The following is a 21,832-nucleotide window of genomic DNA, read 5'->3' on the forward strand; positions in this document are numbered from 1 at the left end:
TTGACATGATTTATTATTCTAAGAATACGATGTTTCATGTATCTTCACTGCCCTTCCGCTGGGATCGTTCATATTTTTAAATGCCTCGTCCCATTCTAAGGCAACTGGAGTGGAGCACGCTACGGAAGGTACGGAAGGCACTGTTGCAGCAGCTGTTTCACTTGGGAAATGTTCTTCAAAGATGATTCTGTAACGGTATTCTTCTTTGTTCTGAGGGGTATTCAGCGGAAATCTGAATCTGGCATTTTGCATCATTTCATCTGTGACTTCTTTTTCAGCAACTGCTTTTAAAGTATCGATCCATGAATATCCGACCCCATCAGAGAACTGTTCTTTCTGTCTCCAGACAATAGATTCAGGAAGAAGATCTTCAAATGCTTTTCTCAGTACCCATTTTTCTATTTTCCCTTCTGCAGTGTTGATCATTTTATCTTTTGGGTTAAGCGTCATCGCAATATCCATAAATTCCTTGTCTAAAAAAGGGACGCGGCCTTCAATTCCCCAACTCATTAAGGCTTTATTTGCTCTTAAACAGTCATACAGGTGGAGCTTGCTGAGCTTCCTTACGGTTTCATCATGGAATTCTTTTGCATCCGGTGCTTTATGAAAATACAGATAACCACCGAATAGCTCATCCGCACCTTCTCCCGAAAGCACCATCTTAATTCCCATTGATTTAATCACTCTTGCCAGCAAGTACATTGGAGTAGAGGCTCTCACTGTTGTCACATCATACGTTTCCAAGTGATAAATCACATCGCGGACGGCATCTAGGCCTTCCTGAACGGTAAAGTTGACTTCATGATGAACTGAGCCGATGTGTTCGGCCGCTTTCTTAGCTGCCTGTAAATCCGGAGAGCCGGCCAGTCCGATTGCAAAACTGTGTAGTCTCGGGTACCAGGCTTCCTGCGTATCGCCGCTTTCAATTCTCTGTCTTGCAAATTTGGCAGTAATTGCTGAAATTACTGAAGAATCCAGTCCCCCGGAAAGTAAAACGCCATACGGAACATCACTCATTAATTGTCTGTGAACGGCATCTTCAAGCCCCTTCCGTAATACATCGATATCTGTTTTGCTGTCTTTTACATGATCATAACTCTCCCAGTCCTTTGTGTACCATTGCTGAAGATGGGTGCCGTCTTCGCTGTATAGAAAATGGCCTGGCGGGAAGGTTTCAATGGTTCTGCAGATTTCTTCCAATGCTTTCAGCTCTGAAGCAACATAGTAGTTCCCGTTTTTGTCCCACCCCTGATAGAGCGGGCATATTCCCATATGATCGCGGGCAATCAGGTAGGTGTTATTTTCAGTATCATATAAAGAGAATGCGAAAATACCGTTCAGCTTTTCAATAAAATTCTTCCCGTACTTCCCATAAAGTGCTAAAATGATTTCGCAGTCCGACTGGGTCTGGAATTCATAATCAGGAAACTCTTCCTTTAATTCTCTGTGATTATAAATTTCTCCATTTACAGCCAAGACTGTTTTCCCGTCTTTGCTGAATAACGGCTGTTTTCCTGAAGCGGGATCTACAATAGCCAGTCTTTCATGGGAAAAAATTACTTGTTCGTTCTGAAAAACACCGCTCCAGTCAGGTCCGCGGTGACGGATCTTCTTTGACATCTTCAAAACCTGAGGTCTTAATGTTTCAGTTTTTTGTTTTGCATCAAAAAGGCATACTATTCCACACATTTGATTAATTATTTTAAACAAAATTATATATGAGGTTTAAAATAAACAATAAAATTTTTTAATAAGTTAATTTTTTAAATAAAATTTGAAAATACGTGAAAAAATATAAACAATATTGGCGATTTTAGTGATATTTGGTTGAAATTTTTCACTGTGACCAGAATAATTCTCTATATACAAAATAAATATGAGATATTTATTAATGTATGTTAATTTATTACGACAATTTTAATCTTTACTTTGTACTTCGAAATAATTTTTTTTCATCATTTGTGTTTTTACCTTCTCGCAATTCAATTGTGAGAAGGTTTTCTTTTATTCAGATCCTAACAGTACGCCAGAAACATTCCATGCGCTGAAGCTTGTTCCTTCTGTAGGACCTTGCGGAATTTTTACCTCAAAAATATGTTTGCCGGCTTTTAAATCTCCGAGAGGAATGAAGTTGGGATTGGTAACGGTTCCCGGACACCAATTGGAACGGCTTAAATCGGAAGATGAAAGTCCATCCTGGAAATTTCCGGATGCAGGGTTGTACAGACGATAAGATCCGCAGTCTGACCGCCATGGAATAAAGGAAAACACCGTTTTGCCGTCCAGGAGAATAGTATTGGTTTTAGGGACGAACTCATCACCGTTTTCCCATCCTCCATGACCTGTTGTAATATATTTGAGCTGTGCGTTTTTCAAATCTTTTTTTAAGGTAAATTCTACCAGAAGGCCTTTAGTCTGATTGAACATTGTTGAATAATCCTGCCCGGCCATCTCCATAATATTCAACGTGTTGAATAACGGGATTACCTTATTGTTTTTATAAACGGTCTGATCACTTTTATGGATGGTGATTTCCAGGCTTACTGTATGTCCGCCTTTATCGTAGTTTCCAATAAATGTGCCTACCCAAAGCTCTTGCCCGCTTAAAGAAGGTTTTAAGTCGGTGATATCTTGCCGGTATGGGCTTACGGTTTGCCAGTTTTTGTCTTTCAGTTGAATGTGATTGAATTTATTAATCCCGAAGGCTGTGAAAAAGCGCATCATTTCAACAGCGGGACTGTAGTTTTCAGTTGCAGTGACTCCGTAATACTGTTTCCCGTTTCCATTCTCATAAACAGGAAGTGTTTTTACTCCTTTTTCTAAACCGTCAAAGAATGACTGCGACTGATCCTGCGGGATAAAGAAAACAGTTCCGGTTCTGTCATACGCATCACCATTGGACTGCTGCTTTAGCTCAGCAAAAATATTTTCGCCTTCTGAAATTTTGGGAAACTTAACTTTTTTCAGAATAATGGTTCCATTGGCAAATCTTTTTATATCTGAATCAGATTTTGAATTTTCTGAGAAATTGATGGTCTCGTTCTCGAAAACTTTCAGTGTGGTAAACCTGCTTTTCCACAAAAGGTCTTTATATCCTAAAAGGTCAGTATTCCTTATCTTATCTGTAATGAGATGATCGATATTGATTTTTTTAATTTTTTTTATGGAACTGGCCGTAATTACTGAATTTTTATTTCTTTCTATTTCCAGAACAAATCCTAAACTCTGTCCAATGCTTGACGGTCCGCCCTGAATATTGAGCGCATCGGTATACCAGACTTCAATTGTATTTGAATTGATTTTTGTAACTGCTTTTTTGCAGGGATACCCTAAGATTTTTTTTGTTTCATTGGTGAATTCAAAAGTTTGTTTTCCTATAGATTCTGGATCGGAGGTGGAAACAATATCATCACTTTTTAAAAATGCATACGAAATTATAGTATTGGAAGGCTTTGCAATTTTTGTGAGTTCAAAAGGGAAGTCTGCTTTCTGGTCTTTGATTTTGTTATTTAAAATAAAGTTCTCTTTTTTGCTTGCCCAAACCAGAGTTAGAGGCTGTTCCGTTAAAACTTTACCATTGTATGAACTGGTGTACTGAACTTCATAGATCTGTGCGGATCCCAGACTGTATAAGAAAATAAATAAGACGAATATAATTTTTTGATGCACGATAATTATTTTTTACAAAGATAAATGTTAGTTGCGTATAGTCGGTTTTCTTCTTTAACAGTTGGAATTAATTATTCTTAATCCCTTTTTATGATAATTTTTATCTTGATGATAAAGAAAAAACTACCCTGAAAACAGAGTAGTTTGTAATATGAATGTATTCTGATTTTAAGATAATCTTTCGATCAAAGCCATGTAGAATCCGTCATAGCCTTCGCTGGGCATTACTTTTTCATCCTTAATCATTTTAAAATTAGGATTGTTTTTTACAAATTCTTCTACCTGTTCGTTATTTTCGGAAGGAAGAATAGAGCAGGTGGCATATACCATTTTTCCGCCAACTTTCAGCATTTTAGAATAATCCTGAATGATCTGTTGCTGTTCCTTTTTTATTCTGTCGATAAAATCCTGGTCAATTTTCCATTTGCTGTCCGGGTTTCTTTTCAGGACGCCTAGCCCTGAACAGGGTGCATCAATCAATAATCGGTCAGCCTTGTCATGAAGTCTTTTAATAACTTTATTATCAGAAATCATTCGGGTTTCAATATTATGGGCGCCGGCTCTTTTTGCACGGCGCTTCAGCTCTGCCAGTTTCCATTCAAAAATATCCAAAGCGATAATCTGGCCTTTGTTTTTCATCAGGGCAGCCAAATGCAGGGTTTTTCCTCCGGCTCCGGCGCAGGCATCAATTACACGCTGTCCTTCTTTTACATCCAGGAAATATCCTATCTTTTGGGAAGAGGCATCCTGAACTTCAAATAATCCTTCTTTAAAAGCAGTGGTAAGAAATACATTCTTTTTTTCTTCCAGCTGTACAGCATCCGGATAGTTTTTAATAGGATAAGACGTAACATTTTCATCAGACAGGTCTGAAATAAGTTCTTTTGTTGTTGTTCTCAGAGAATTGGCTCTCAGTACAGTCGGGGCCTGCTCATTCAAAGCATGCATTTCTTTTTCCCATTTTGAACCCAATTCTTTCTCAAGGGTTTCCGCCAGCCATTCAGGAATAGAATGTTCTATTGCTTTTGTAGGAACGGTATTTTTTTTAAGCTTCGTAAGAATATCGGCGATTTTAATTCCGTCAAATTCTTCAAACTTTTTATAATTTGTTTTGCTCCAAAGCAGATAGGCAATAATCAGCTTATAGATATTGTTGGGTTTCACGCCTTCTCCCATATAATATTCCAGACGTTTTTTCCAACGGATGATGTTGTAGAAAATCTCAGAAACAACGGCTCTGTCCTGGCTACCCCATTTTCTGTTGGCTTTTAAAAGTCGTTCAATTACTTTGTCGGCATATTTATTTTTTTCGAAGAAGGTTTCCTGCAAAGCATCATGAATTCCGATTGCTAAGTTTCTGTGAATAAGTTCCATAAATTGGGTTCTGCTGTTTTGAATCTGCAAAAGTACGAAAATTTTGAACGTTATCTGATTACAAATAATAAGTTGTGAAATATGGTGCAGTCGTGTCTGAATTTTTGAACTGATTATGAAATAAGTATTTCATCATAATTATATACATGGGCTGATCTGTATAAAACTCATCATTTATAATTTTCAACCCATCATTCAAAATCCTACCTTTGCAAAAAATTAAAAATTATGAGTGATACTGTACTTTGTCCGAAATGCGGCTCTGAGTTTACCTATCCGAGTGATAATATGATGGTATGTTCCCAATGCTTTTATGAATGGAATCCGGAAGAGATACCGGCTGAAACTTCGGATTCGGGTAAAATTTTAGATTCTAACGGAAATGAGTTGATGGATGGTGATTCTGTTGTAATTATTAAAGATCTGCCTGTAAAGGGAGCTCCAAAACCGGTAAAAGCAGGCACAAAAGTGAAAAATATCCGTTTAAGACCGGACAGCGACCATAATATTGACTGTAAGATTGATGGTTTCGGCGCAATGGCTTTGAAATCTGAATTCGTAAAGAAAGCATAAGCATACGGTTGTGATTCAGTTGTTTTGCATTTAAGAAAAATAAGCGGGATTCGTTTGCTGTAAAGCATAAAAAAAGGAAAAGATTGGACAGGGTAATCTTTCAAGAAACTAGATTGCAGAGTTGCTAATTTTTGTTTCAGGAGGCAGAAAGAGAATTAACCAAAAGTTTCCTTATGCTGTAGAAATACAAATGTAAGAAAAAGTTTTTAGCTGGATTCTTATATTTGTATTTTTTTGTCTAAAAATTTAAGGTAAGTATTGGAAAATCTTATGATTAGGAACTAAATGAAGTATTAATTGTTCCGGACACTTTGTTGTCCGTATAAACAATCAGTTCTTTGTTTTTTACCTTCATTTTATTCCAGTAATGATCTCCCGCAAACCTGCTTTCCAATACCTCAGTCTGAAAACCGTTTTCACTAACATGTATTTGTTTAGGGTAATAAAAGAACCTTGAGATGTCAAATGCCTTCATTTCATTTTCACTGAAAATATTTACTTCTCCGAAAAGCCTGGCTACATAAGAATTATAAGGATTCCGGAATGTTTCTTCGGGACTGTCTTTTTGTATTAATCTTCCATTCTGCAGGATGATAATCTGGTCCAGCCATGGAATGATGTCCTGTAGTTCGTGGGTGGATATAACCAGAGAAATGTGATGCTGTTTTACATATCGGAATAATTTTTCGCGAAGTTCTATTTTTCTCGGGAAATCAAGGTTGCTGAAAGGCTCATCCAGGATCAGGAGTTTGGGGAGTACTGAAAGCGCTCTGGCGATAGCAACCCTCTGCTGCTGCCCTCCGCTCAGGTACTTCGGAAGGATATCGGAAAATTCTTCGAGACCGACTACTTCAAGGAGCTCGGAAACTTTTTCTTTCTTCTTTTTCAAATTGATATTGGAGATGAACTTCCCCACATTTTCCGCTACCGTAGCGTAAGGCATCAGGTCAAAATTCTGGGCTACATATTTCATATCTGCCTCTCCGGGAACCAGGTTTCCTTTAGGGCCAGCCAGTTTCTTGCCTTCAAAAACAATAGTACCGCTTTCCCAGTCAAGAAGTCCGTAAATTAAGCGCAGCAAAGTAGATTTTCCGCAGCCGCTTTCTCCTGCAAGAGCAATGATTTTCCCTTCTTCAAACATCAGGTTCAGGTTCTGAAACAGAGGTTTTTTACTGGAATAAGAGAAGTATAAATTGTTTATTTCTAATAGCATAATACAAATGTAATGAAATGTGCCGTTTTTAGGAAACGATCATTTTTTTTATTACCTTAGCAGGAGTATTGAAATTTTATAAATTATGAAAAGAAAGCTGTTTTCACTGGTTGTTATCATGTTTATTGCTGCGACGGTGGTAACATCCTGTAAAAAGGAGAAGCCTCTTGCAAGCGAAAGCAATGATGTAACAACAACCAAGAAAGGAAACCCGTTTATTGTGGATACGCTGAACAGTAAAATTGAATGGAAAGGATATAAAATTTTCAAATCTGAAAACACCAGCCATTTCGGAACCATTAAATTTGAAAGTGGTGACGTAACGGTAAAAGACGGAAAACTGGAAAGTGGGAAATTTGTTGCGGATATGAATTCTTTAACTTCTGAGGATTTGAAAAATGATGCCGATCAGTTGGAAAAGCTGAATAGACACCTGAAAAGCGGAGACTTCTTTGAAGTTGAAAAGTTTCCTACAGCATCTTATGAAATTACAAAGGTAACTCCGTCTGCGGGAGGTGACTACAATACGCTTCTTGATGGTAATTTAACGGTTAAAGGAATATCAAAGCCTGTTCAGTTCAAAGCCAATGTATCTGTAAAGGAAGGAGAGGTGAGTATTGCTACTGAGCCTAAAGATATTCAACGGGAAGAATTTGGTGTAAAATTTAAGGCTCCTGCTGAAAATGGTGTAATCAAGGATGAGATAACACTTCAGATCAGTATCAAAGCACTGGAAAAAAAATAATTTTATTAAAAAGAAATAATGATCTGATTAAATCTGTCCTGTAAGCGGGACAGATTTTTAACATTTTAAGGAAAGTTATTCCATTGAAAAACTGTATTTTTGCAAAACATTTTGAAAGGGTAAAACAATGATAGAACAGATAGAAGAATTACTCGTTGAGGTAAATGGCTTTCAGGCGACATCAAAAGAGGATATTGAAAACTTCAGGATCAGGTATAACGGTAAAAAAGGAATTCTGAATGATTTTTTTGAAAAATTTAAAGAAGTTCCCAACGATCAGAAGAAAGAATTCGGACAGAAAATCAATACCCTGAAGCAGGCTGTTAACGTAAAACTGGAAGATTTAAAAAATGCTTCTTCATCTTCTGCTGTCATTGAAAAAGAAGACCTTACGAGACCTGCTTTCCCTTTGGAGTTGGGCTCAAGACATCCGATTAACCTGGTGAAAAACAGGATTATCGAGATTTTTAAATCAATCGGATTTGCTGTGGCAGACGGCCCTGAAATTGAGGACGACTGGCATAATTTCACCGCTCTTAATCTTCCTGAATATCACCCTGCAAGAGACATGCAGGATACCTTCTTTATCGAACAGAATCCGGATATCCTGCTGAGAACACATACGTCATCGGTACAGATCCGGTATATGGAAGAAAATCAGCCGCCGATCAGGATTTTATCTCCTGGAAGAGTATTCAGAAACGAAGCAGTTTCTTCGCGTTCCCACTGTATCTTCCATCAGATTGAAGGTTTATATATCGATGAAAATGTAAGTTTTGCAGACCTGAAGCAAACCATTCAGTTCTTCACAACGGAACTTTTCGGGAAATCGAAAATCAGACTGAGGCCTTCATATTTTCCTTTCACGGAACCGAGTGCGGAAATTGACGTGTATTGGGGTTTAAACTCCGAGACGGATTACAGAATTACAAAAGGAACCGGATGGCTGGAAATTATGGGTTGCGGAATGGTTGATCCTGCAGTCTTGAAAAATGTAAATATTGATTCTGAAAAATATTCCGGCTATGCTTTCGGAATGGGAATTGAAAGAATTGTGATGCTGCTTTATCAAATGAGCGATATCAGAATGTTTTTTGAAAACGACATCAGAACATTAGAGCAGTTTAAAACTTTATAAGTACTCAGTCGTCTGACCAATAAAGAAAGCCTGTAAATACATTATTACAGGCTTTTCTATTTTATTATTTGGTAAATTTTAAAGGATATTTTACGTTTTTGAAATCATCGATACTGGCTTTTAAGGAACCTACTGCCAGATCTGCTTTCAGAAGAACCGGGATATGATTAAGGTCATTGGAAACCCACATCACCACGCCTTCTTTTGCTTTAAAAACCCTTCCGCTTTTTACAGACGGAATAATTTTAAGACAGTTTATGGTTCCAAATTTCGTGTCCATATTTTCTGTACCCGCCACCTTCAGCTGGAAAGGAAACATTTCGTCGTCAATCCAGACATTCATATTAATTACACTTCCTACTTTTAGTTCAGCGGGGCTTTTGCTTCTTAAGTAATAAAAGCAGGACAGCATATCCTGAACTCCTTTTACCGATTTAATGACTTTGGATCCGTTGGCAGGTGTTTTTTTATCAGTTAAAACCAAGGTATTGTTATCATGGTTGAAAACTGTTTCCAAATGCTGGCGATAGCTGCCTTCCTTTACATTTCTCACATAAAAACTCGGAAGCTCTGTATTCATATTGATATAACTTTCGTATACATCTTCTACTTTAAAAAAAGCTTTTACCGCACCGGTAGTCTGTCCTGTTCCCTTTACATAGAGATGAGGTGCTCCTTTATAGCTGGTTTTTCTGGCAGTCAGATTAGCGGTCCCTGCATTCAGAAAGCCATAATGAATTCTTAATGTAATAGATTCACCATCTGCAATCGTATTGATTTGGCCGGAGCCGAAAAAGAAGAGTAAAAGGGTTAATAAACTTAATAGTTTCTTCATAATTGGAATTTTACAAAAAGGTTGTCAGACATTAGATTAAAAAAATAGGCAAAGGTTTGATAAATCTCAGTTTTTTATTTAGACTGAATTAAAAGGCTTCGCATTAAAATTAGTAAATTTGCAGCCACAAGTATAATTAAATTATGTTATAATTATGATAACTACCGATATATTGATCATAGGAGCCGGACCTACCGGACTTTTTGCTGTATTTGAAGCAGGTTTGTTAAAAATGAAATGCCATATCATCGATGCTCTTCCTCAACCGGGAGGACAGTTGGCTGAGCTTTATCCTAAAAAACCTATTTTCGATATTCCGGGGTATCCTTCTGTCAATGCAGGTGAGCTGGTGGATAATCTGATGGAACAGATCAAGCAGTTCCAGCCGGGATTTACCTTAGGAGAAACGGCGGTTTCGTATACCAAAGTAGATGAAGAGTGGTTTGAAGTGGTTACAAACAAAGGGACTGTTCACCGGGCTAAAGCTATCGCTATTGCCGGAGGTTTGGGGACTTTTGAGCCCAGAAAACCGACCATGCCGAATATTGCAGAGTATGAAGAAAAAGGCCTTGAATATTTTGTAAAAGAACCTGAACATTTCAGAAATAAAAAAGTGGTGATTGCAGGCGGAGGAGATTCTGCATTGGACTGGAGTGTTTTCCTTTCCAATGTAGCGAGCGAAGTGACGCTGATCCACAGAAGAAATGAATTCCGTGGCGCTTTGGATTCCGTAGAGAAAGTTCAGGCACTGAAAGACCAGGGAAAAATAAAACTGATCACGCCGGCAGAAGTTACTGCCATAAAAGGTGACGGAAAAGTGGAAGCCATTACGGTAGAAATTGAAGGGCAGGAAGCTTATGATATTGAAACGGATTATTTTATCCCTTTATTCGGACTGACTCCGAAATTGGGAGAAATCGGTAACTGGGGCTTAAATATTGAAAAGAATGCTATTGTTGTAAACAACGCTTTAGATTATCAGACTAATATCGATGGGATTTATGCCATTGGTGATATCAATACCTATCCTGGAAAACTGAAGCTGATCCTTTGCGGGTTCCATGAAGCTACTTTAATGTGTCAGAGCGTTTATAACCGATTAAATCCGGGCAAAAAATTCGTGTTAAAATATACAACCGTAAGCGGGGTGGATGGATTCGACGGAAGCCGAAAAGAAGCTGAGAAAGCGGTTGTGAAAAAAATTGACTAATTTTACAGGATGATGTCAGATATCAACGTAAAAATTACCGATAGAGAAGGAATTACCCATGAGGTTGTAGCCCCTACGGATATGTCTATGAACTTAATGGAGATTATCCGTTCTTATGAGTTGGCTGAAGAAGGCACTATCGGAGTATGTGGCGGAATGGCGATGTGCGCTTCCTGCCAGGTCTATGTGATCAACGATCCCGGGCTTGAACCAATGGGCGATGAAGAAGATGCCATGCTAGGAGAAGCTTTCCATGTGAAAGAAAACAGCCGGTTGGGCTGCCAGCTGCACATCGTTCCTGAAATGGAAGGGCTGGAAGTTGAAATTGCGCCTTATCCTTAGAAAGTTTTTGACTTAAAATATAAAACTCCCGAAGATTTTTCTTCGGGAGTTTTTATTTATTATTGAATCATCTAATTTTAATATTTTAAATCAAATGTAGTGATTTCCTGATAAACCGGAATAACTTAAACTTCCTCCTTCGAAATCCATTTCCCAACCGTTGGAGCCTCGTAATTCCTCATCATTTCCAACAGTTCATCAATCGTATCACTGATCAGCAGCATATCACGATTGATTTGTTTTAAAAACCCCTTATCAACCATCGTTTTAACTAAATTGATAAGATCGTCATAAAATCCGTCTATATTCAGAATGGCTATCGGCTTTTTATGAAGTCCGAGCTGTGCCCAGGTGATCATTTCAAAGAATTCTTCCAATGTTCCATAGCCGCCCGGAAGAACGATTACGCCGTCACAAAGATCATTCATTTTCGTTTTTCTTTCGTGCATGGTTTCCACCAAAACCAATTCAGTCAATTGTTGGTGGGCAATTTCCTTGGATTGTAAAAAATGGGGAAGGACTCCGGTTACTTTACCGCCTGAACTCAAAGCTCCGTCGGCAACGGCACCCATCAGGCCAACATTCGCACCGCCGTAAATGAGTTGTATATTTTGTTTTGCCAGCGTTTGTCCAAGTAAAGTTGCCTGTTCTCTATAAATGTCATCCGAACCGAAACTTGATCCGCAGAATACGGTAATATTTTTCATAATTTTTAATTTTTATTATTTTTTCCATTTTATTTTTACAGCCGACATAATTTCCAGTTCAAGCCGTATGTCAGATAAAATCTCAAATTCATTTTTTAAATAAAATGCCAGTGGTGACCTGTAAAAACTTCCATTTGATTTTCGGTCGAAATTGTGATCAATTACCCAACCGTTTAATTCGATTTCATACTGTTTAAGCCTGTTGAGCATTTTTGTTCCCCAACCTTTACCATGAAGGTCTTCTGAAAGAATAACTGCAAACCAGGTTTCATTTTCTCTTTTAAAAGTACTCGCCCAGCCTTGGATTTTCTCAGTATCACAGGCTAAAAGAAAATGATTGGCCTCACTTAGTTTTTCAAGATATTTTTCAAAATCAGGTACATTTTCATAAGCAAGTTTTTCAGGATATTCTTTATTCCACAATTGTAAAATCTGGGGTTTTTGATCTTTATTAAGCTGATGAGTGGTTGTGATTTTCATAAACTGAGGGTAAATAATGGCCCGAACAAAAATATCCAAAATCAAATGACTTTGGATATTGAATTATAATAATTTTTATCTTCCTATTTCTGGGGAATATTCGCTAAAATATCTTTCAGGAAACTCCAGAATTTCTGGGCTGAAGGAATATTGGCTTTTTCATCCGGAGAGTGGGCTCCACGAATAGTCGGTCCGAAGCTCACCATTTCCATTGCAGGGTAGTTGGATCCGATAATTCCGCATTCTAAACCTGCATGGCAGGCTACAACGTGTGGTTTTTCATTAAATTTTTCAGTATATATTTTCTCCATCAGCTGCACGATTTCAGAACCCGGCTTAGGTTTCCATCCAGGATAAGAACCGCTGAATTCTACATTCATTCCGGCTAACTCTGCTACGGATTTTAACTGTTCCGCCACAGAATCTTTTGAAGAATCTACAGAAGATCTGGAAAGATTTAAAATTTTCAGGCTGCCTTCCTTTAATTCGACTCTTGCTACGTTGTTGGAAGACTCTACAAGATCTTTTACATCTGGGCTCATTCTGTAAACCCCGTTATGAAGAGATTTAAGCGTGAGAATAACTTTCTTTGAATTTTCTTCAGAAATGGCTTTTTCAGAAGAAGTGGAATTTTCAATAGTAATATAAAGATGGGGCTCTACTGTTGCAAATTCTTCCAGGATTTCCTTTTTAAGTCCTGAAGTCAGGGTATTAATAAATTCCTCTGCGTTTCTTACGGAAACAATCGCTGTTGCTTCTCTTGGGATCGCATTTCTCAGTCCGCCGCCGTTTATAGAAACCAGCTGGATATTTTCTTTTTCCAATCCTTTGTAAAGCAGTCTTCCCAGGATGATATTTGCATTGCCGAAACCTTTGTGGATATCCATTCCGGAATGGCCTCCCTGCAATCCTTTTACTTCAAGCCTTACAATCTGTCCTTTTGCCTCTTCAGTCTTATAATTCTGAGAGATGGTAACATCAATTCCGCCTGCGCAGCCGATATCAATCTCATCATCTTCCTCCGTATCAAGATTGAGTAAAATATCTCCGGTCAGCTGTCCCGGTTGTAAGCCCAAAGCTCCGGTCATTCCTGTTTCTTCATCAATCGTAAAAAGTGCTTCTAAAGCAGGATGGGGAATATCTGAACTTTCCAGTATTGACATGATGGTAGCAACACCAAGACCATTGTCTGCACCCAGTGTCGTCCCTTTTGCTTTTACCCAGTCTCCGTCGATTTCCATCCTGATTCCTTCGGTTTCAAAATCAAAATTCACATCGCTGTTTTTTTGACAAACCATATCCAGATGGGATTGAAGAACAATTGATTTACGGTTCTCCATGCCTGCGGTAGCCGGCTTTTTAATAATGACGTTTCCTACTTCATCAACGGTAGTTTGCAATCCTAAATTTTCACCGAATTCTTTGATAAAAGTGATTACTTTTTCTTCTTTCTTTGAGGGTCTTGGAACCGCATTCAGCCTGGAGAAATTTTTCCAGATGATCTGTGGCTCAATAGTGGATAGTTGCATGAAATTTTATTTTTATCAAAATTACGAAATTATAAATGCTCCCGTTAACCGGAAGCATTCTTTTTATTTTTTAATAGACGTTAGCTGTTTTTCAGTTCCGTTAAGTTGTAAAAGTCTACAGTTAAAGATTAGAAATGATTATTTAACAGCCGCACTCACCGTATATAGGCATGGTTATTTTAGTGCCGTCAGGTTTTTCGATAGTTAAAATACCTTCAAATAACAGCGCTTCTTCACCTTTTATTTTTTTGCCTTTTACAGAGATTTTATAATTCTCATTTTCTATTTCCTTGCTCAGTTCTTCATCAGATTCCATATCGCTGGAGGAGATCAGGTTCATCGCTAATCTCTTTCCGTCCAGTTTCATGTAGGCTGTTTTGCCGGCATCATCTGCATAAATGTATTTTTCAGCCTCAAAATCTGCTCTGTTTTTTGCGAAATAGCATGAGCATTCTTTAATCTCTTTTGGGAAAGGAAAGTTCTCAACGGATATTTTCCCGGCTGTAATTTCTGTTTTTAAAGAATCATCAACTGTTTTTACAGAATCCACAACAGGGGTGTTTACCGTAGCGGGCTGTTCTTTTTTACAGGAAACCAGCAGCATGGCTGAAGCGAAAATGATTATATATTTCATTGTTTTGGTATAAGGTATTATCCTCTTGCTCTTTCGAGAAGTGTCATCATTAATAATGAAAGGATCACTAAACTTTCTTCTTCATCGTCGATGTCAATCAGCCTGTCCAGCTGGAATCTTCTTCCGAAAAATGAAGGCATTTTTTTTAATCTGAAATATTCTTTTCCGTCCATTCCTTTTACGGTATAGGAAGGATTGAGGAAATAACCGGTGAACATGCCTATGATTGGGATTTCACTCACCATTCCGTCAAAAAATTTGGTCCATGCATTATCTTCAGTAATGGTGAATTTAGGTTGGTCGTTAACATCCAGAACATCATAAGTAGATTTCCAGATAGAACGCATCCCTTTTCTTGCCAATCTCCCGAAGTTCTTTGTATTGATGGCATCTTTAATCGAATAAGAGGCATTAAAATCGATCCACTGGTTCGCCTGGATTCTAAAAAGTTCTTTCGCCTTGCTTTCATCATTAAAAACAATAACATCTTCTTTTAGTTTGAACATTTTCTGACGGACATACGCCACATAATTGCCGTTTTTATCCGTAATGTTAAAATCGCTGGCTAATGTTGTAATTTTAAATTTAAAATCAAGCGGATAGTTTAAATTGTTAAGTACCATTAAGTTTATTTTTCAAGTTAATATTTAGTATTCAAAGATAACGGTTTTTTCAGAGTTATCCATAACCGATGAGCAATTATGAGGGATGTTGTTTGATAATGATTGCTGAAAATAATAAATGTGAATCAGCTTATCTTTTCAATTGCTGATCTGATTAAATTAGGTATTGACTATTCATTATTTTACAACTTTAATTATTATTTTTGTGTGATGGATTATCCTAGTAAAGTATTGGCTAAAGCCGTGGACGAAATTTCGGGACTGCCCGGAATCGGCAGGAAAACGGCTCTTCGTCTGGCATTACATTTGTTAAAACAGCCCAATTCAAGAGCGACCAGCCTTGGCAATTCCCTCATCAGCCTTGTAAATGATATTAAGTACTGTAGAGACTGTCATAATTATTCCGATTTTGAGATCTGTGAAATCTGCAGCAACGAAAAAAGATCAGACGAAGTGATCTGTATTGTGGAAGATGTCCGTGATGTCATCGCCATTGAAAATACGGGAAAGTATAACGGCAAGTACCTGATTTTAGGCGGTAAGATTTCTCCGATGGAAGGAGTGGGTCCCCATCAGCTGAATATCCCGAGTATTGATAGAAAACTCAAAGAAGGAAAGATCAAGGAACTGATTTTTGCTTTAAGTGCCACCATGGAGGGAGATACAACTGCCTATTACATTTACAAAAAGTTCAAAAGTTTCAAAGTTAATTTTTCAAGTATTGCAAGAGGAATTTCTGTAGGGGATGAGCTGGAATATGCCGATGAGATTTCTTTGGGAAGATCTATCATGAACAGGCTGCCATATAATGAAGGGAGCTCCTGATAAAAATACCTGTAAATTGCTGATGGTTTCCATAATTATTCCGGTATATAATGCAGAAAATACGATTTTACATGCTTTAAATTCCATTAAAGCACAGACTGTCGGTGTGCACATATTTGAAGTGATCATTATTAATGATGGGTCTACGGATTCAAGTAAAGAAGTTGTTGACGTTTTCATTGCGGAAAACCCTGAAATGGAAATTTATTATCTTGAACAATCAAACGGAGGAGTATCCCAGGCAAGAAATGCAGGTCTGAAAATAGCAAGTGGTGACTACATTGCACTGCTTGATGCCGATGATGAATGGCTGCCTTCAAAGATTGAAAAGCAACTTGAATATTTTGAAAATAAAGAATTTCCTATCGATTTTTTGGCAACCAGAAGGAACAATAATAAAATCCTGTGGCCTTACCGGGTTAAGAATCATCTGGCTGAAATTACCTTTAAAAAACTATTGCTTAGAAATGAAGCACAACCGTCAACCGTTTTATTCAAAAGAAAAATTCTTGACAATACAGGATATTTTAATCACGACCAGCGGTATGCTGAGGATCTTAATTACTGGATGAAGATTTCAAAAAATAATAAGATGTATATATTAGATGAAAGCCTGCTGATAGCGGACGGAGGGAAAAGAACATTTGGGGTCTCCGGACTGTCTGCGAATCTTCACCTCATGGAAAAGGGATTTCACAGAAATACTAAAGAAATGTATGTCTTAAAGCACATCAACCGGATACAATATTTATTTCTTACGCTTTTTTACAAAGCAAAATATGTACTTTTGCTGACAAGAACCTGGTACTTTAATTTAAAAAACAGACCCAATTAGGAAAAACCCGTATGAAGTTGTCTATCATTATTGTTAATTATAATGTCACCAAGTTACTGATATCCTGTCTTTTATCTGTTCGGAAATACATAACGGATGTTTCTTATGAGGTGATTGTCATTGATAATGCTTCTACCGATTCTTCATGGAAGGAACTGATTCCTGAATTTCCGGATGTTCATTTTATATCATCAGAAACCAATAATGGTTTTTCAAAAGCTAATAATGAAGCTGCAAAAGCGGCGAGCGGCGATTATCTTTTAATTTTAAATCCTGATACAGAATTTGAAGGGTTTTATATGAAAGAAATTTTAGGTTTTGCAGATTCACAGCCCGGTTTTGGCTGCCTGGGAGTAAGGATGCATGACGCAGATGGAGTTTTTTTACCGGAAAGCAAACGGTCTGTTCCGGATATGTTCAATTCTTTTGAGAAGCTATTTGTCAACTTCAAGAAAAATAATTCAAAATCATATTACAGGGATGATGTTGATGAAACAGCAGTAGACCAGGTAGAAGTGGTTACAGGAGCCTTCTTACTGATTAAGAAAGCGGTTTATGATAAAGTAGGTGGTTTTGATGAAGCGTATTTCATGTACGGCGAAGATGTTGATCTCTGTTATACTTTGTTGAAAAACGGGTATACCAATTTCTATTATGGCAGTGCTTCTATTCTTCATCACAAAGGGGAAAGTACGGTAAAAGATGAGGTGTATCTGCAAAGGTTCTATGGAGCGATGCAGATTTTCATTAATAAATACTACAGGAAATCGCAACCCTTACAATATATGCTTTTAAAAGCCGGCCTTAATCTCAGACATACCATTGAGAAAATTAAACTGAAATAAAAATATAATATTTATTTAAATACGGTGACCGGAAGAAATTCAGGTCACTTTTTTTACACTTTATATAATTTTACCTCAGATCATCAGATATTAACCAATCAAAATCAATACACAAGGTAATATAAAATAAAAAGCCGAAAGAAAAATCTTCCGGCTATCATTACTCGCTTGAGTTAATTTTTATATAATAAATATTATTTGCTCATTATTTAATAGGCGCAGGCGTCTGTGAAGCAGGTGTTGTTGTAGAAGTCGGAGCGGCAGATTGCTTAGCCGGAGCTTCTTTCTGGGCAGGTACCGGAACCGGAGCTGCTGAAGGCTTACCTGTAATTACTACGCTTAGAAGAATAAGAACAATGATGGTTGCTCCTAAAGTCCATGTTGCTTTTTCCATAAAGTCGTTGGTTCTCTGTACTCCGAACTGTGCTGAAGAAGCACCTCCGAACGTACTGGAAAGACCGCCGCCTTTAGGATTTTGAGCCATAACAACGATAACCAGTAATACACTGGCGATCATAACAAGAACCATCAATAGTATAAATATAGAATCCATTAATTTGATATCTTTTTGAATGGGCAAATTTAATCTTTTTTTATCGAACAGCAAAAAAAGATATCGCCAAATGTTATTAAAAATAAAAGCGGCAGCTCATGCTGCCGCTTTTCTATAGGAATAAAATATATTTATTTAAAATCAGTGTCTTTTGCCTGATTTACTTCATACGATTTTACATTCATCGTCATATCCATTCCCATCTGGTTCACAGAGATGGTATATGGCATTTTAACGCCTGCTACATCCTTATAATTTGAAAATACGGTAGGAACACTCATTTCCTGTCCCTGAGCTTTTACCGTTTTGGTTTCACCGGTTTTCAATCCTGTTTTCACACTGTAATAGTAGGTAGTATCTCCACCTTTTACTGCATACGAATCTTCTCCGCCTACTTTTTCAATCCCAGCTACCTTGTAATCAGCAGACTTTGCGAAACCTAACTCTTCAAATAGTTCCGTGTTTTTTTGCTTTTCAGCAATCTGTTCTGCTTTCATAGGTACTTTTTGTCCCATTTGTTCAGAATATCCTGTTTTTCCGTCAAATACCTGTTTCTGAACTACCTGTCCCATAGCCGTGACCATGGTTGCTTCTTTCCCTCCTTGGGCTTTAACCATTTTAAGATCAATATTCTGTCCCTGCATTGTCATAGAGGCATTCATCGAATAGGAAGAGATTTTAGCAATATTCGCTTTTCCACCAATCGCATCAATATATTTATCTGCAATAGAAGCTACCGTTACATTGGCATCCACTTTTTTAGATGATGGTTTTGCAACAGGATTGGCATCCTGGTCATAGTATTTTACAGGATAGCCCAGTTTTTCTAATCCTTCGGAAATATCAGATGCTTTTCCGGCAATGAAAATCCGGCTTTGGTTCGGTAAAATATTGGTTTTTACAGCATTGGAAACATCTGAAGCCGTTACTTTATCAATAGACTTTAAGTAATTGGTATAGAAATCAGCAGGAAGGTCGTAGATTTTTTGGTTAAGTGCAAATCTCGCAATGGTCTCAGGTTTTTCCAGGGACATAATAAAGTTTCCTTTAAGCTTTGCCTTGGCATTTTCAAGCTCTTCAGGCTTTACCGTTGAAATACCGTTAAGTTCATTGATGAATTCTTTAACCGCTTTGTCTGTTACTTCATTTCTTACGCTTGCGCTTGCGGAGAACTGCGGAGAATATTTGCTTGGGCTCATATTGGAATATGCTCCGTAAGTAAATCCGTTTTTCTCACGAAGGTTCATGAAAAGCCTGGCTTCACCACCACCGCCAAGTATATAGTTTGCGATTGTTGCAGGGAAATAATCCGGATTTTTCATTTTCAGCGTGTTCAGGTTGTTAAGGGAAACCACAGATTGCACGGCAGTAGGCACGTCCACCACATCAATCTCAGTTTTTACAACATTGGAAGCAGGCTCTAGCGGGGTAATCGGCGTATTTGCTTTTTTCCATCCGCTGAAAGCTTTTTCGATCAGAGGCTTTACTTTTTCAAATTTTACATCTCCAACAATTACCAGGTAGGCATTATCCGGAGCATAATATTTCTTATAGGTATTTTGTACATCAGCCAACTGAATTTTATTGATGGATTCAACGGTTTCAAATTCTCCTCTTGATGTGTTTTTTCCGTACATCAAAGCATTGGAAACCCTTGAGGCAATAGCAGATGCATTTTTTTCTTCAGATTTCAAACCTTCGATCGCTCTTTCTTTAGAATTCTGAATTTCTTCAGCAGAGAACTTAGGATTAACAATGGCGTCAGCCATTAAGCTTAATACCTGAGGGAAATACTTGGAAAGAGAACTGGCAGCGGCTCCGCCCGAAGAGAAATTTAAGTTCGCTCCCAGGTAGTCCACTTTTTTATTGAATGCATCCTTGCTCATGTTGGTTGTTCCGTTCTCGAACTGTTCAGCCATGATTTCACTTACCCCTGTTACACTTCCTTCGTTGTATGGAGGTCTGTCCATCGTAAGGTTTGCACTTACTCTAGGTAATTTATTGTTCTCCACCACCATTACCGTAAGGCCGTTGCTCAGTTGGAATGTTTTTGGCTTGGCAATAATGATCACGGGTGTTGGGCCCGGCTTTGGCATTGCGTTAAGATCTATTTTTTGTGCTGAAACCATTCCTGCGAAGAAAAATGCTGCAGCTATATATGTTAATTGCTTTTTCATTTGTAAAAATTTAATTTTTAATAATCATTAACTTAAAAGTCTTAACTGATTACTTTTTTTCAGGAACGTAATTGATGATGATTCTTTGGTTGGCATTAAGATACTTTTTCGCCGCATTCTGAAGATCCTGTCTTGTGATAGATCTGTAAATATCAATTTCTTTGTTAATTAAATTGGTATTGCCCATCAATACGTGGTTGGTAGCAAGTGAAGCGGCAATTCCCTGGATGCTTGAATTGGCATTTACAAACTGGTTCTCATACTGGTTCTGAAGCTTCTGGTAATCTTCTTCGGAAATTAAAGTCGTCTGAAGTTTTTTGATTTCAGCATCGATATCAGACTGAAGCGCTGCTTTAGTCGTTTGTCCCATAGGGATTGCGAAGAATGCAAAAATACTGTAGTCTTCAAGACCTTGATTAAAAGCAGCTACCTGAAGGGCTTTCTTATCCTGATCAACTAACTTTTTGTATAAAACCGAAGATTTACCGTTGCTTAAATAAGAAGAAAGCATATCCAAAACATATGCATCTTTTTCTTTATTCCCCGGTGTTCTGTAAGCAAAAATATAGGCAGGAAGCTGGATATTCGGATCTGTTGCAGTAACTTCTTTTTCCTGGGTGATTGGAGCTTCTTTCGGGAAGTTTTTAGGAGTAACGGTACCTTTAGGAATTCCTCCGTAATAATCCTCGATCCATTTTTTAGTCTGTTCAGGCTTAATATCTCCTGCTACTACTAACGTAGCATTGTTCGGAACGTAGTACTTTTTATAAAATGCCTGGAATTCCTCTAATTTTGCGGAATTAAGATCTTCCATAGAACCAATAGTCGGCCAGTTGTATGGGTGATTGGTGAATAAATTTTTCTGAATGGTACTGAAAAGATTTCCATATGGCTGATTATCCATTCTTAATCTCTTTTCTTCTTTTACAACTTCTCTTTGCGTATCTACCCCAATTTGATTAATAACCGCATGGCGCATTCTTTCGGCTTCCATCCACAACCCTAGCTGTTCGTTATTTGAAGGGAAGGTTTCGTAGTAATATGTTCTGTCATTTGTTGTGTTCGCATTATTCTGCCCTCCGTTTGAAGAAACTATTTTAAACCAGTCACCTCTTTTAATATTAGGAGTTCCTTCAAATAAAAGGTGCTCGAAGAAATGAGCAAAACCTGTTCTTCCCTTTACTTCATCCTTCGCACCTACATGGTACATTACACCTGTGGTTACTACAGGTGCTGTATTATCCTGATGGAGAATTACGTGAAGACCATTTGGAAGATCATATTCTTCAAATTTAATTTGTTGCGCATTCAGAGCCATTCCGAAGAAAGCTGCAGCAGCAACAGAAAGGAGTCGCTTTTTCATAAATAGAAATTGTTTTGTCAATTAGTGCCAAAAATACTTTAAATATTACAATATTCCCAAAACAATTCTTTAACTTTTATATTTAGAAGTTGTTTAAACTTTTAATTTTTTGATTAGCCTTAAAGAAAATGCTAAAAAGTGCAGGTTCTTCCAGGTAATATC

At 37.7% G+C, this 21,832-nt stretch carries 21 protein-coding genes; 8 read left to right on the plus strand and 13 right to left on the minus strand.

Going from position 1 to position 21,832, the window contains the following annotated elements; genetic code table 11:
* Window positions 1-18 precede the first annotated feature (18 nt).
* From asnB to MKJ01_RS08465, 3 genes are all read right to left on the minus strand, one after another.
* Complete coding sequence (asnB, locus tag MKJ01_RS08455; protein WP_241613380.1) at window positions 19-1,689, minus strand: asparagine synthase B; 1,671 nt, start codon at window positions 1,687-1,689, stop codon at window positions 19-21.
* Window positions 1,690-2,004: 315 nt separating this feature from the next.
* Entirely contained in the window at window positions 2,005-3,669 is a 1,665-nt protein-coding gene (locus MKJ01_RS08460; protein WP_241613382.1) for a GLPGLI family protein, read from the minus strand.
* Between the two features lie 168 nt (window positions 3,670-3,837).
* The gene (locus tag MKJ01_RS08465) at window positions 3,838-5,043 is read right to left on the minus strand and encodes an RsmB/NOP family class I SAM-dependent RNA methyltransferase (RefSeq protein WP_241613384.1); all 1,206 of its coding nucleotides are present in this window, start codon (window positions 5,041-5,043) and stop codon (window positions 3,838-3,840) included.
* A 228-nt stretch (window positions 5,044-5,271) separates the two neighbouring features.
* Here MKJ01_RS08465 and MKJ01_RS08470 point away from each other — a divergent pair, with 228 nt between their 5' ends.
* Window positions 5,272-5,616: a zinc ribbon domain-containing protein YjdM gene (locus MKJ01_RS08470; RefSeq protein ID WP_241613386.1), complete on the plus strand. Its 345-nt coding sequence runs from the start codon at window positions 5,272-5,274 to the stop codon at window positions 5,614-5,616.
* 274 nt (window positions 5,617-5,890) lie between these two features.
* Here MKJ01_RS08470 and MKJ01_RS08475 read toward each other — a convergent pair whose 3' ends face one another.
* Complete coding sequence (locus MKJ01_RS08475) at window positions 5,891-6,829, minus strand: sulfate/molybdate ABC transporter ATP-binding protein (protein ID WP_241613388.1); 939 nt, start codon at window positions 6,827-6,829, stop codon at window positions 5,891-5,893.
* 85 nt (window positions 6,830-6,914) lie between these two features.
* Here MKJ01_RS08475 and MKJ01_RS08480 point away from each other — a divergent pair, with 85 nt between their 5' ends.
* Both MKJ01_RS08480 and pheS read left to right on the plus strand, forming a co-directional pair.
* Window positions 6,915-7,574, plus strand: coding sequence for a YceI family protein (locus MKJ01_RS08480; RefSeq protein ID WP_241613390.1), 660 nt, complete (start codon window positions 6,915-6,917; stop codon window positions 7,572-7,574).
* Between the two features lie 127 nt (window positions 7,575-7,701).
* Window positions 7,702-8,712: a phenylalanine--tRNA ligase subunit alpha gene (gene pheS, locus MKJ01_RS08485; protein WP_241613392.1), complete on the plus strand. Its 1,011-nt coding sequence runs from the start codon at window positions 7,702-7,704 to the stop codon at window positions 8,710-8,712.
* A gap of 64 nt (window positions 8,713-8,776) precedes the next feature.
* Here the strand turns inward: pheS and MKJ01_RS08490 are convergent, their stop codons facing one another.
* Window positions 8,777-9,547 (minus strand): DUF3108 domain-containing protein, encoded by a 771-nt coding sequence (locus tag MKJ01_RS08490; RefSeq protein ID WP_241613393.1) that lies wholly within the window; start codon window positions 9,545-9,547, stop codon window positions 8,777-8,779.
* A 154-nt stretch (window positions 9,548-9,701) separates the two neighbouring features.
* Here MKJ01_RS08490 and MKJ01_RS08495 point away from each other — a divergent pair, with 154 nt between their 5' ends.
* Both MKJ01_RS08495 and MKJ01_RS08500 read left to right on the plus strand, forming a co-directional pair.
* The gene (locus MKJ01_RS08495; protein ID WP_241613394.1) at window positions 9,702-10,757 is read left to right on the plus strand and encodes an NAD(P)/FAD-dependent oxidoreductase; all 1,056 of its coding nucleotides are present in this window, start codon (window positions 9,702-9,704) and stop codon (window positions 10,755-10,757) included.
* Between the two features lie 12 nt (window positions 10,758-10,769).
* Complete coding sequence (locus tag MKJ01_RS08500; RefSeq protein ID WP_241632569.1) at window positions 10,770-11,099, plus strand: ferredoxin; 330 nt, start codon at window positions 10,770-10,772, stop codon at window positions 11,097-11,099.
* Between the two features lie 125 nt (window positions 11,100-11,224).
* Here the strand turns inward: MKJ01_RS08500 and MKJ01_RS08505 are convergent, their stop codons facing one another.
* The 5 genes from MKJ01_RS08505 to MKJ01_RS08525 all read right to left on the minus strand — a co-directional run bounded on the left by MKJ01_RS08505 (window position 11,225) and on the right by MKJ01_RS08525 (window position 15,072).
* Window positions 11,225-11,806 carry a TIGR00730 family Rossman fold protein gene (locus MKJ01_RS08505; RefSeq protein WP_241613396.1) on the minus strand — a complete coding sequence of 194 codons (582 nt, stop codon included), beginning with the start codon at window positions 11,804-11,806 and terminating at the stop codon, window positions 11,225-11,227.
* A gap of 15 nt (window positions 11,807-11,821) precedes the next feature.
* Window positions 11,822-12,286 (minus strand): GNAT family N-acetyltransferase, encoded by a 465-nt coding sequence (locus tag MKJ01_RS08510; protein ID WP_241613397.1) that lies wholly within the window; start codon window positions 12,284-12,286, stop codon window positions 11,822-11,824.
* Window positions 12,287-12,369: 83 nt separating this feature from the next.
* Window positions 12,370-13,815 carry an aminoacyl-histidine dipeptidase gene (locus MKJ01_RS08515; RefSeq protein ID WP_241613398.1) on the minus strand — a complete coding sequence of 482 codons (1,446 nt, stop codon included), beginning with the start codon at window positions 13,813-13,815 and terminating at the stop codon, window positions 12,370-12,372.
* 142 nt (window positions 13,816-13,957) lie between these two features.
* Window positions 13,958-14,449 (minus strand): hypothetical protein, encoded by a 492-nt coding sequence (locus MKJ01_RS08520; protein WP_241613399.1) that lies wholly within the window; start codon window positions 14,447-14,449, stop codon window positions 13,958-13,960.
* Between the two features lie 17 nt (window positions 14,450-14,466).
* Window positions 14,467-15,072, minus strand: a complete 606-nt coding sequence (locus tag MKJ01_RS08525) for a hypothetical protein (RefSeq protein ID WP_241613401.1) — start codon at window positions 15,070-15,072, stop codon at window positions 14,467-14,469.
* A gap of 210 nt (window positions 15,073-15,282) precedes the next feature.
* Here MKJ01_RS08525 and recR point away from each other — a divergent pair, with 210 nt between their 5' ends.
* Genes recR through MKJ01_RS08540 form a run of 3 tightly spaced genes read left to right on the plus strand, consistent with a single transcriptional unit; the run spans window position 15,283 to window position 17,577 of the window.
* The gene (gene recR / locus MKJ01_RS08530) at window positions 15,283-15,897 is read left to right on the plus strand and encodes a recombination mediator RecR (protein WP_241632571.1); all 615 of its coding nucleotides are present in this window, start codon (window positions 15,283-15,285) and stop codon (window positions 15,895-15,897) included.
* Window positions 15,881-16,732, plus strand: coding sequence for a glycosyltransferase family 2 protein (locus tag MKJ01_RS08535; protein WP_241613404.1), 852 nt, complete (start codon window positions 15,881-15,883; stop codon window positions 16,730-16,732). The genes recR and MKJ01_RS08535 overlap by 17 nt, the downstream gene beginning before the upstream one ends.
* 11 nt (window positions 16,733-16,743) lie before the next feature.
* Window positions 16,744-17,577, plus strand: a complete 834-nt coding sequence (locus MKJ01_RS08540; RefSeq protein WP_241613406.1) for a glycosyltransferase family 2 protein — start codon at window positions 16,744-16,746, stop codon at window positions 17,575-17,577.
* A gap of 205 nt (window positions 17,578-17,782) precedes the next feature.
* Here MKJ01_RS08540 and secG read toward each other — a convergent pair whose 3' ends face one another.
* The 3 genes from secG to MKJ01_RS08555 form a co-directional block, all read right to left on the minus strand.
* The gene (secG, locus tag MKJ01_RS08545; RefSeq protein ID WP_241613408.1) at window positions 17,783-18,130 is read right to left on the minus strand and encodes a preprotein translocase subunit SecG; all 348 of its coding nucleotides are present in this window, start codon (window positions 18,128-18,130) and stop codon (window positions 17,783-17,785) included.
* A 131-nt stretch (window positions 18,131-18,261) separates the two neighbouring features.
* A complete protein-coding gene (locus tag MKJ01_RS08550; RefSeq protein WP_241613409.1) occupies window positions 18,262-20,307 on the minus strand; it encodes a pitrilysin family protein in 2,046 nt (681 codons plus the stop codon).
* A 49-nt stretch (window positions 20,308-20,356) separates the two neighbouring features.
* Window positions 20,357-21,670, minus strand: coding sequence for a pitrilysin family protein (locus MKJ01_RS08555; RefSeq protein WP_241613411.1), 1,314 nt, complete (start codon window positions 21,668-21,670; stop codon window positions 20,357-20,359).
* Window positions 21,671-21,832: the final 162 nt, after the last annotated feature.

Source organism: Chryseobacterium sp. SSA4.19, from assembly GCF_022601875.1.
Classification (GTDB): Bacteria; Bacteroidota; Bacteroidia; order Flavobacteriales; family Weeksellaceae; genus Chryseobacterium.

Excerpts from the sequence above, each read along its gene's own strand:
- secG (WP_241613408.1), bottom strand. The coding sequence starts at position 18,130 with ATGGATTCTATATTTATACTATTGATGGTTCTTGTTATGATCGCCAGT.
- asnB (WP_241613380.1), bottom strand. The coding sequence starts at position 1,689 with ATGTGTGGAATAGTATGCCTTTTTGATGCAAAACAAAAAACTGAAACA.
- recR (WP_241632571.1), top strand. The coding sequence starts at position 15,283 with ATGGATTATCCTAGTAAAGTATTGGCTAAAGCCGTGGACGAAATTTCG.
- MKJ01_RS08525 (WP_241613401.1), bottom strand. The coding sequence starts at position 15,072 with ATGGTACTTAACAATTTAAACTATCCGCTTGATTTTAAATTTAAAATT.
- MKJ01_RS08475 (WP_241613388.1), bottom strand. The coding sequence starts at position 6,829 with ATGCTATTAGAAATAAACAATTTATACTTCTCTTATTCCAGTAAAAAA.
- MKJ01_RS08510 (WP_241613397.1), bottom strand. The coding sequence starts at position 12,286 with ATGAAAATCACAACCACTCATCAGCTTAATAAAGATCAAAAACCCCAG.
- MKJ01_RS08480 (WP_241613390.1), top strand. The coding sequence starts at position 6,915 with ATGAAAAGAAAGCTGTTTTCACTGGTTGTTATCATGTTTATTGCTGCG.
- MKJ01_RS08495 (WP_241613394.1), top strand. The coding sequence starts at position 9,702 with ATGATAACTACCGATATATTGATCATAGGAGCCGGACCTACCGGACTT.
- MKJ01_RS08520 (WP_241613399.1), bottom strand. The coding sequence starts at position 14,449 with ATGAAATATATAATCATTTTCGCTTCAGCCATGCTGCTGGTTTCCTGT.
- MKJ01_RS08550 (WP_241613409.1), bottom strand. The coding sequence starts at position 20,307 with ATGAAAAAGCAATTAACATATATAGCTGCAGCATTTTTCTTCGCAGGA.
- MKJ01_RS08505 (WP_241613396.1), bottom strand. The coding sequence starts at position 11,806 with ATGAAAAATATTACCGTATTCTGCGGATCAAGTTTCGGTTCGGATGAC.
- MKJ01_RS08465 (WP_241613384.1), bottom strand. The coding sequence starts at position 5,043 with ATGGAACTTATTCACAGAAACTTAGCAATCGGAATTCATGATGCTTTG.
- MKJ01_RS08535 (WP_241613404.1), top strand. The coding sequence starts at position 15,881 with ATGAAGGGAGCTCCTGATAAAAATACCTGTAAATTGCTGATGGTTTCC.
- MKJ01_RS08540 (WP_241613406.1), top strand. The coding sequence starts at position 16,744 with ATGAAGTTGTCTATCATTATTGTTAATTATAATGTCACCAAGTTACTG.
- pheS (WP_241613392.1), top strand. The coding sequence starts at position 7,702 with ATGATAGAACAGATAGAAGAATTACTCGTTGAGGTAAATGGCTTTCAG.
- MKJ01_RS08470 (WP_241613386.1), top strand. The coding sequence starts at position 5,272 with ATGAGTGATACTGTACTTTGTCCGAAATGCGGCTCTGAGTTTACCTAT.
- MKJ01_RS08490 (WP_241613393.1), bottom strand. The coding sequence starts at position 9,547 with ATGAAGAAACTATTAAGTTTATTAACCCTTTTACTCTTCTTTTTCGGC.
- MKJ01_RS08515 (WP_241613398.1), bottom strand. The coding sequence starts at position 13,815 with ATGCAACTATCCACTATTGAGCCACAGATCATCTGGAAAAATTTCTCC.
- MKJ01_RS08555 (WP_241613411.1), bottom strand. The coding sequence starts at position 21,670 with ATGAAAAAGCGACTCCTTTCTGTTGCTGCTGCAGCTTTCTTCGGAATG.
- MKJ01_RS08500 (WP_241632569.1), top strand. The coding sequence starts at position 10,770 with ATGTCAGATATCAACGTAAAAATTACCGATAGAGAAGGAATTACCCAT.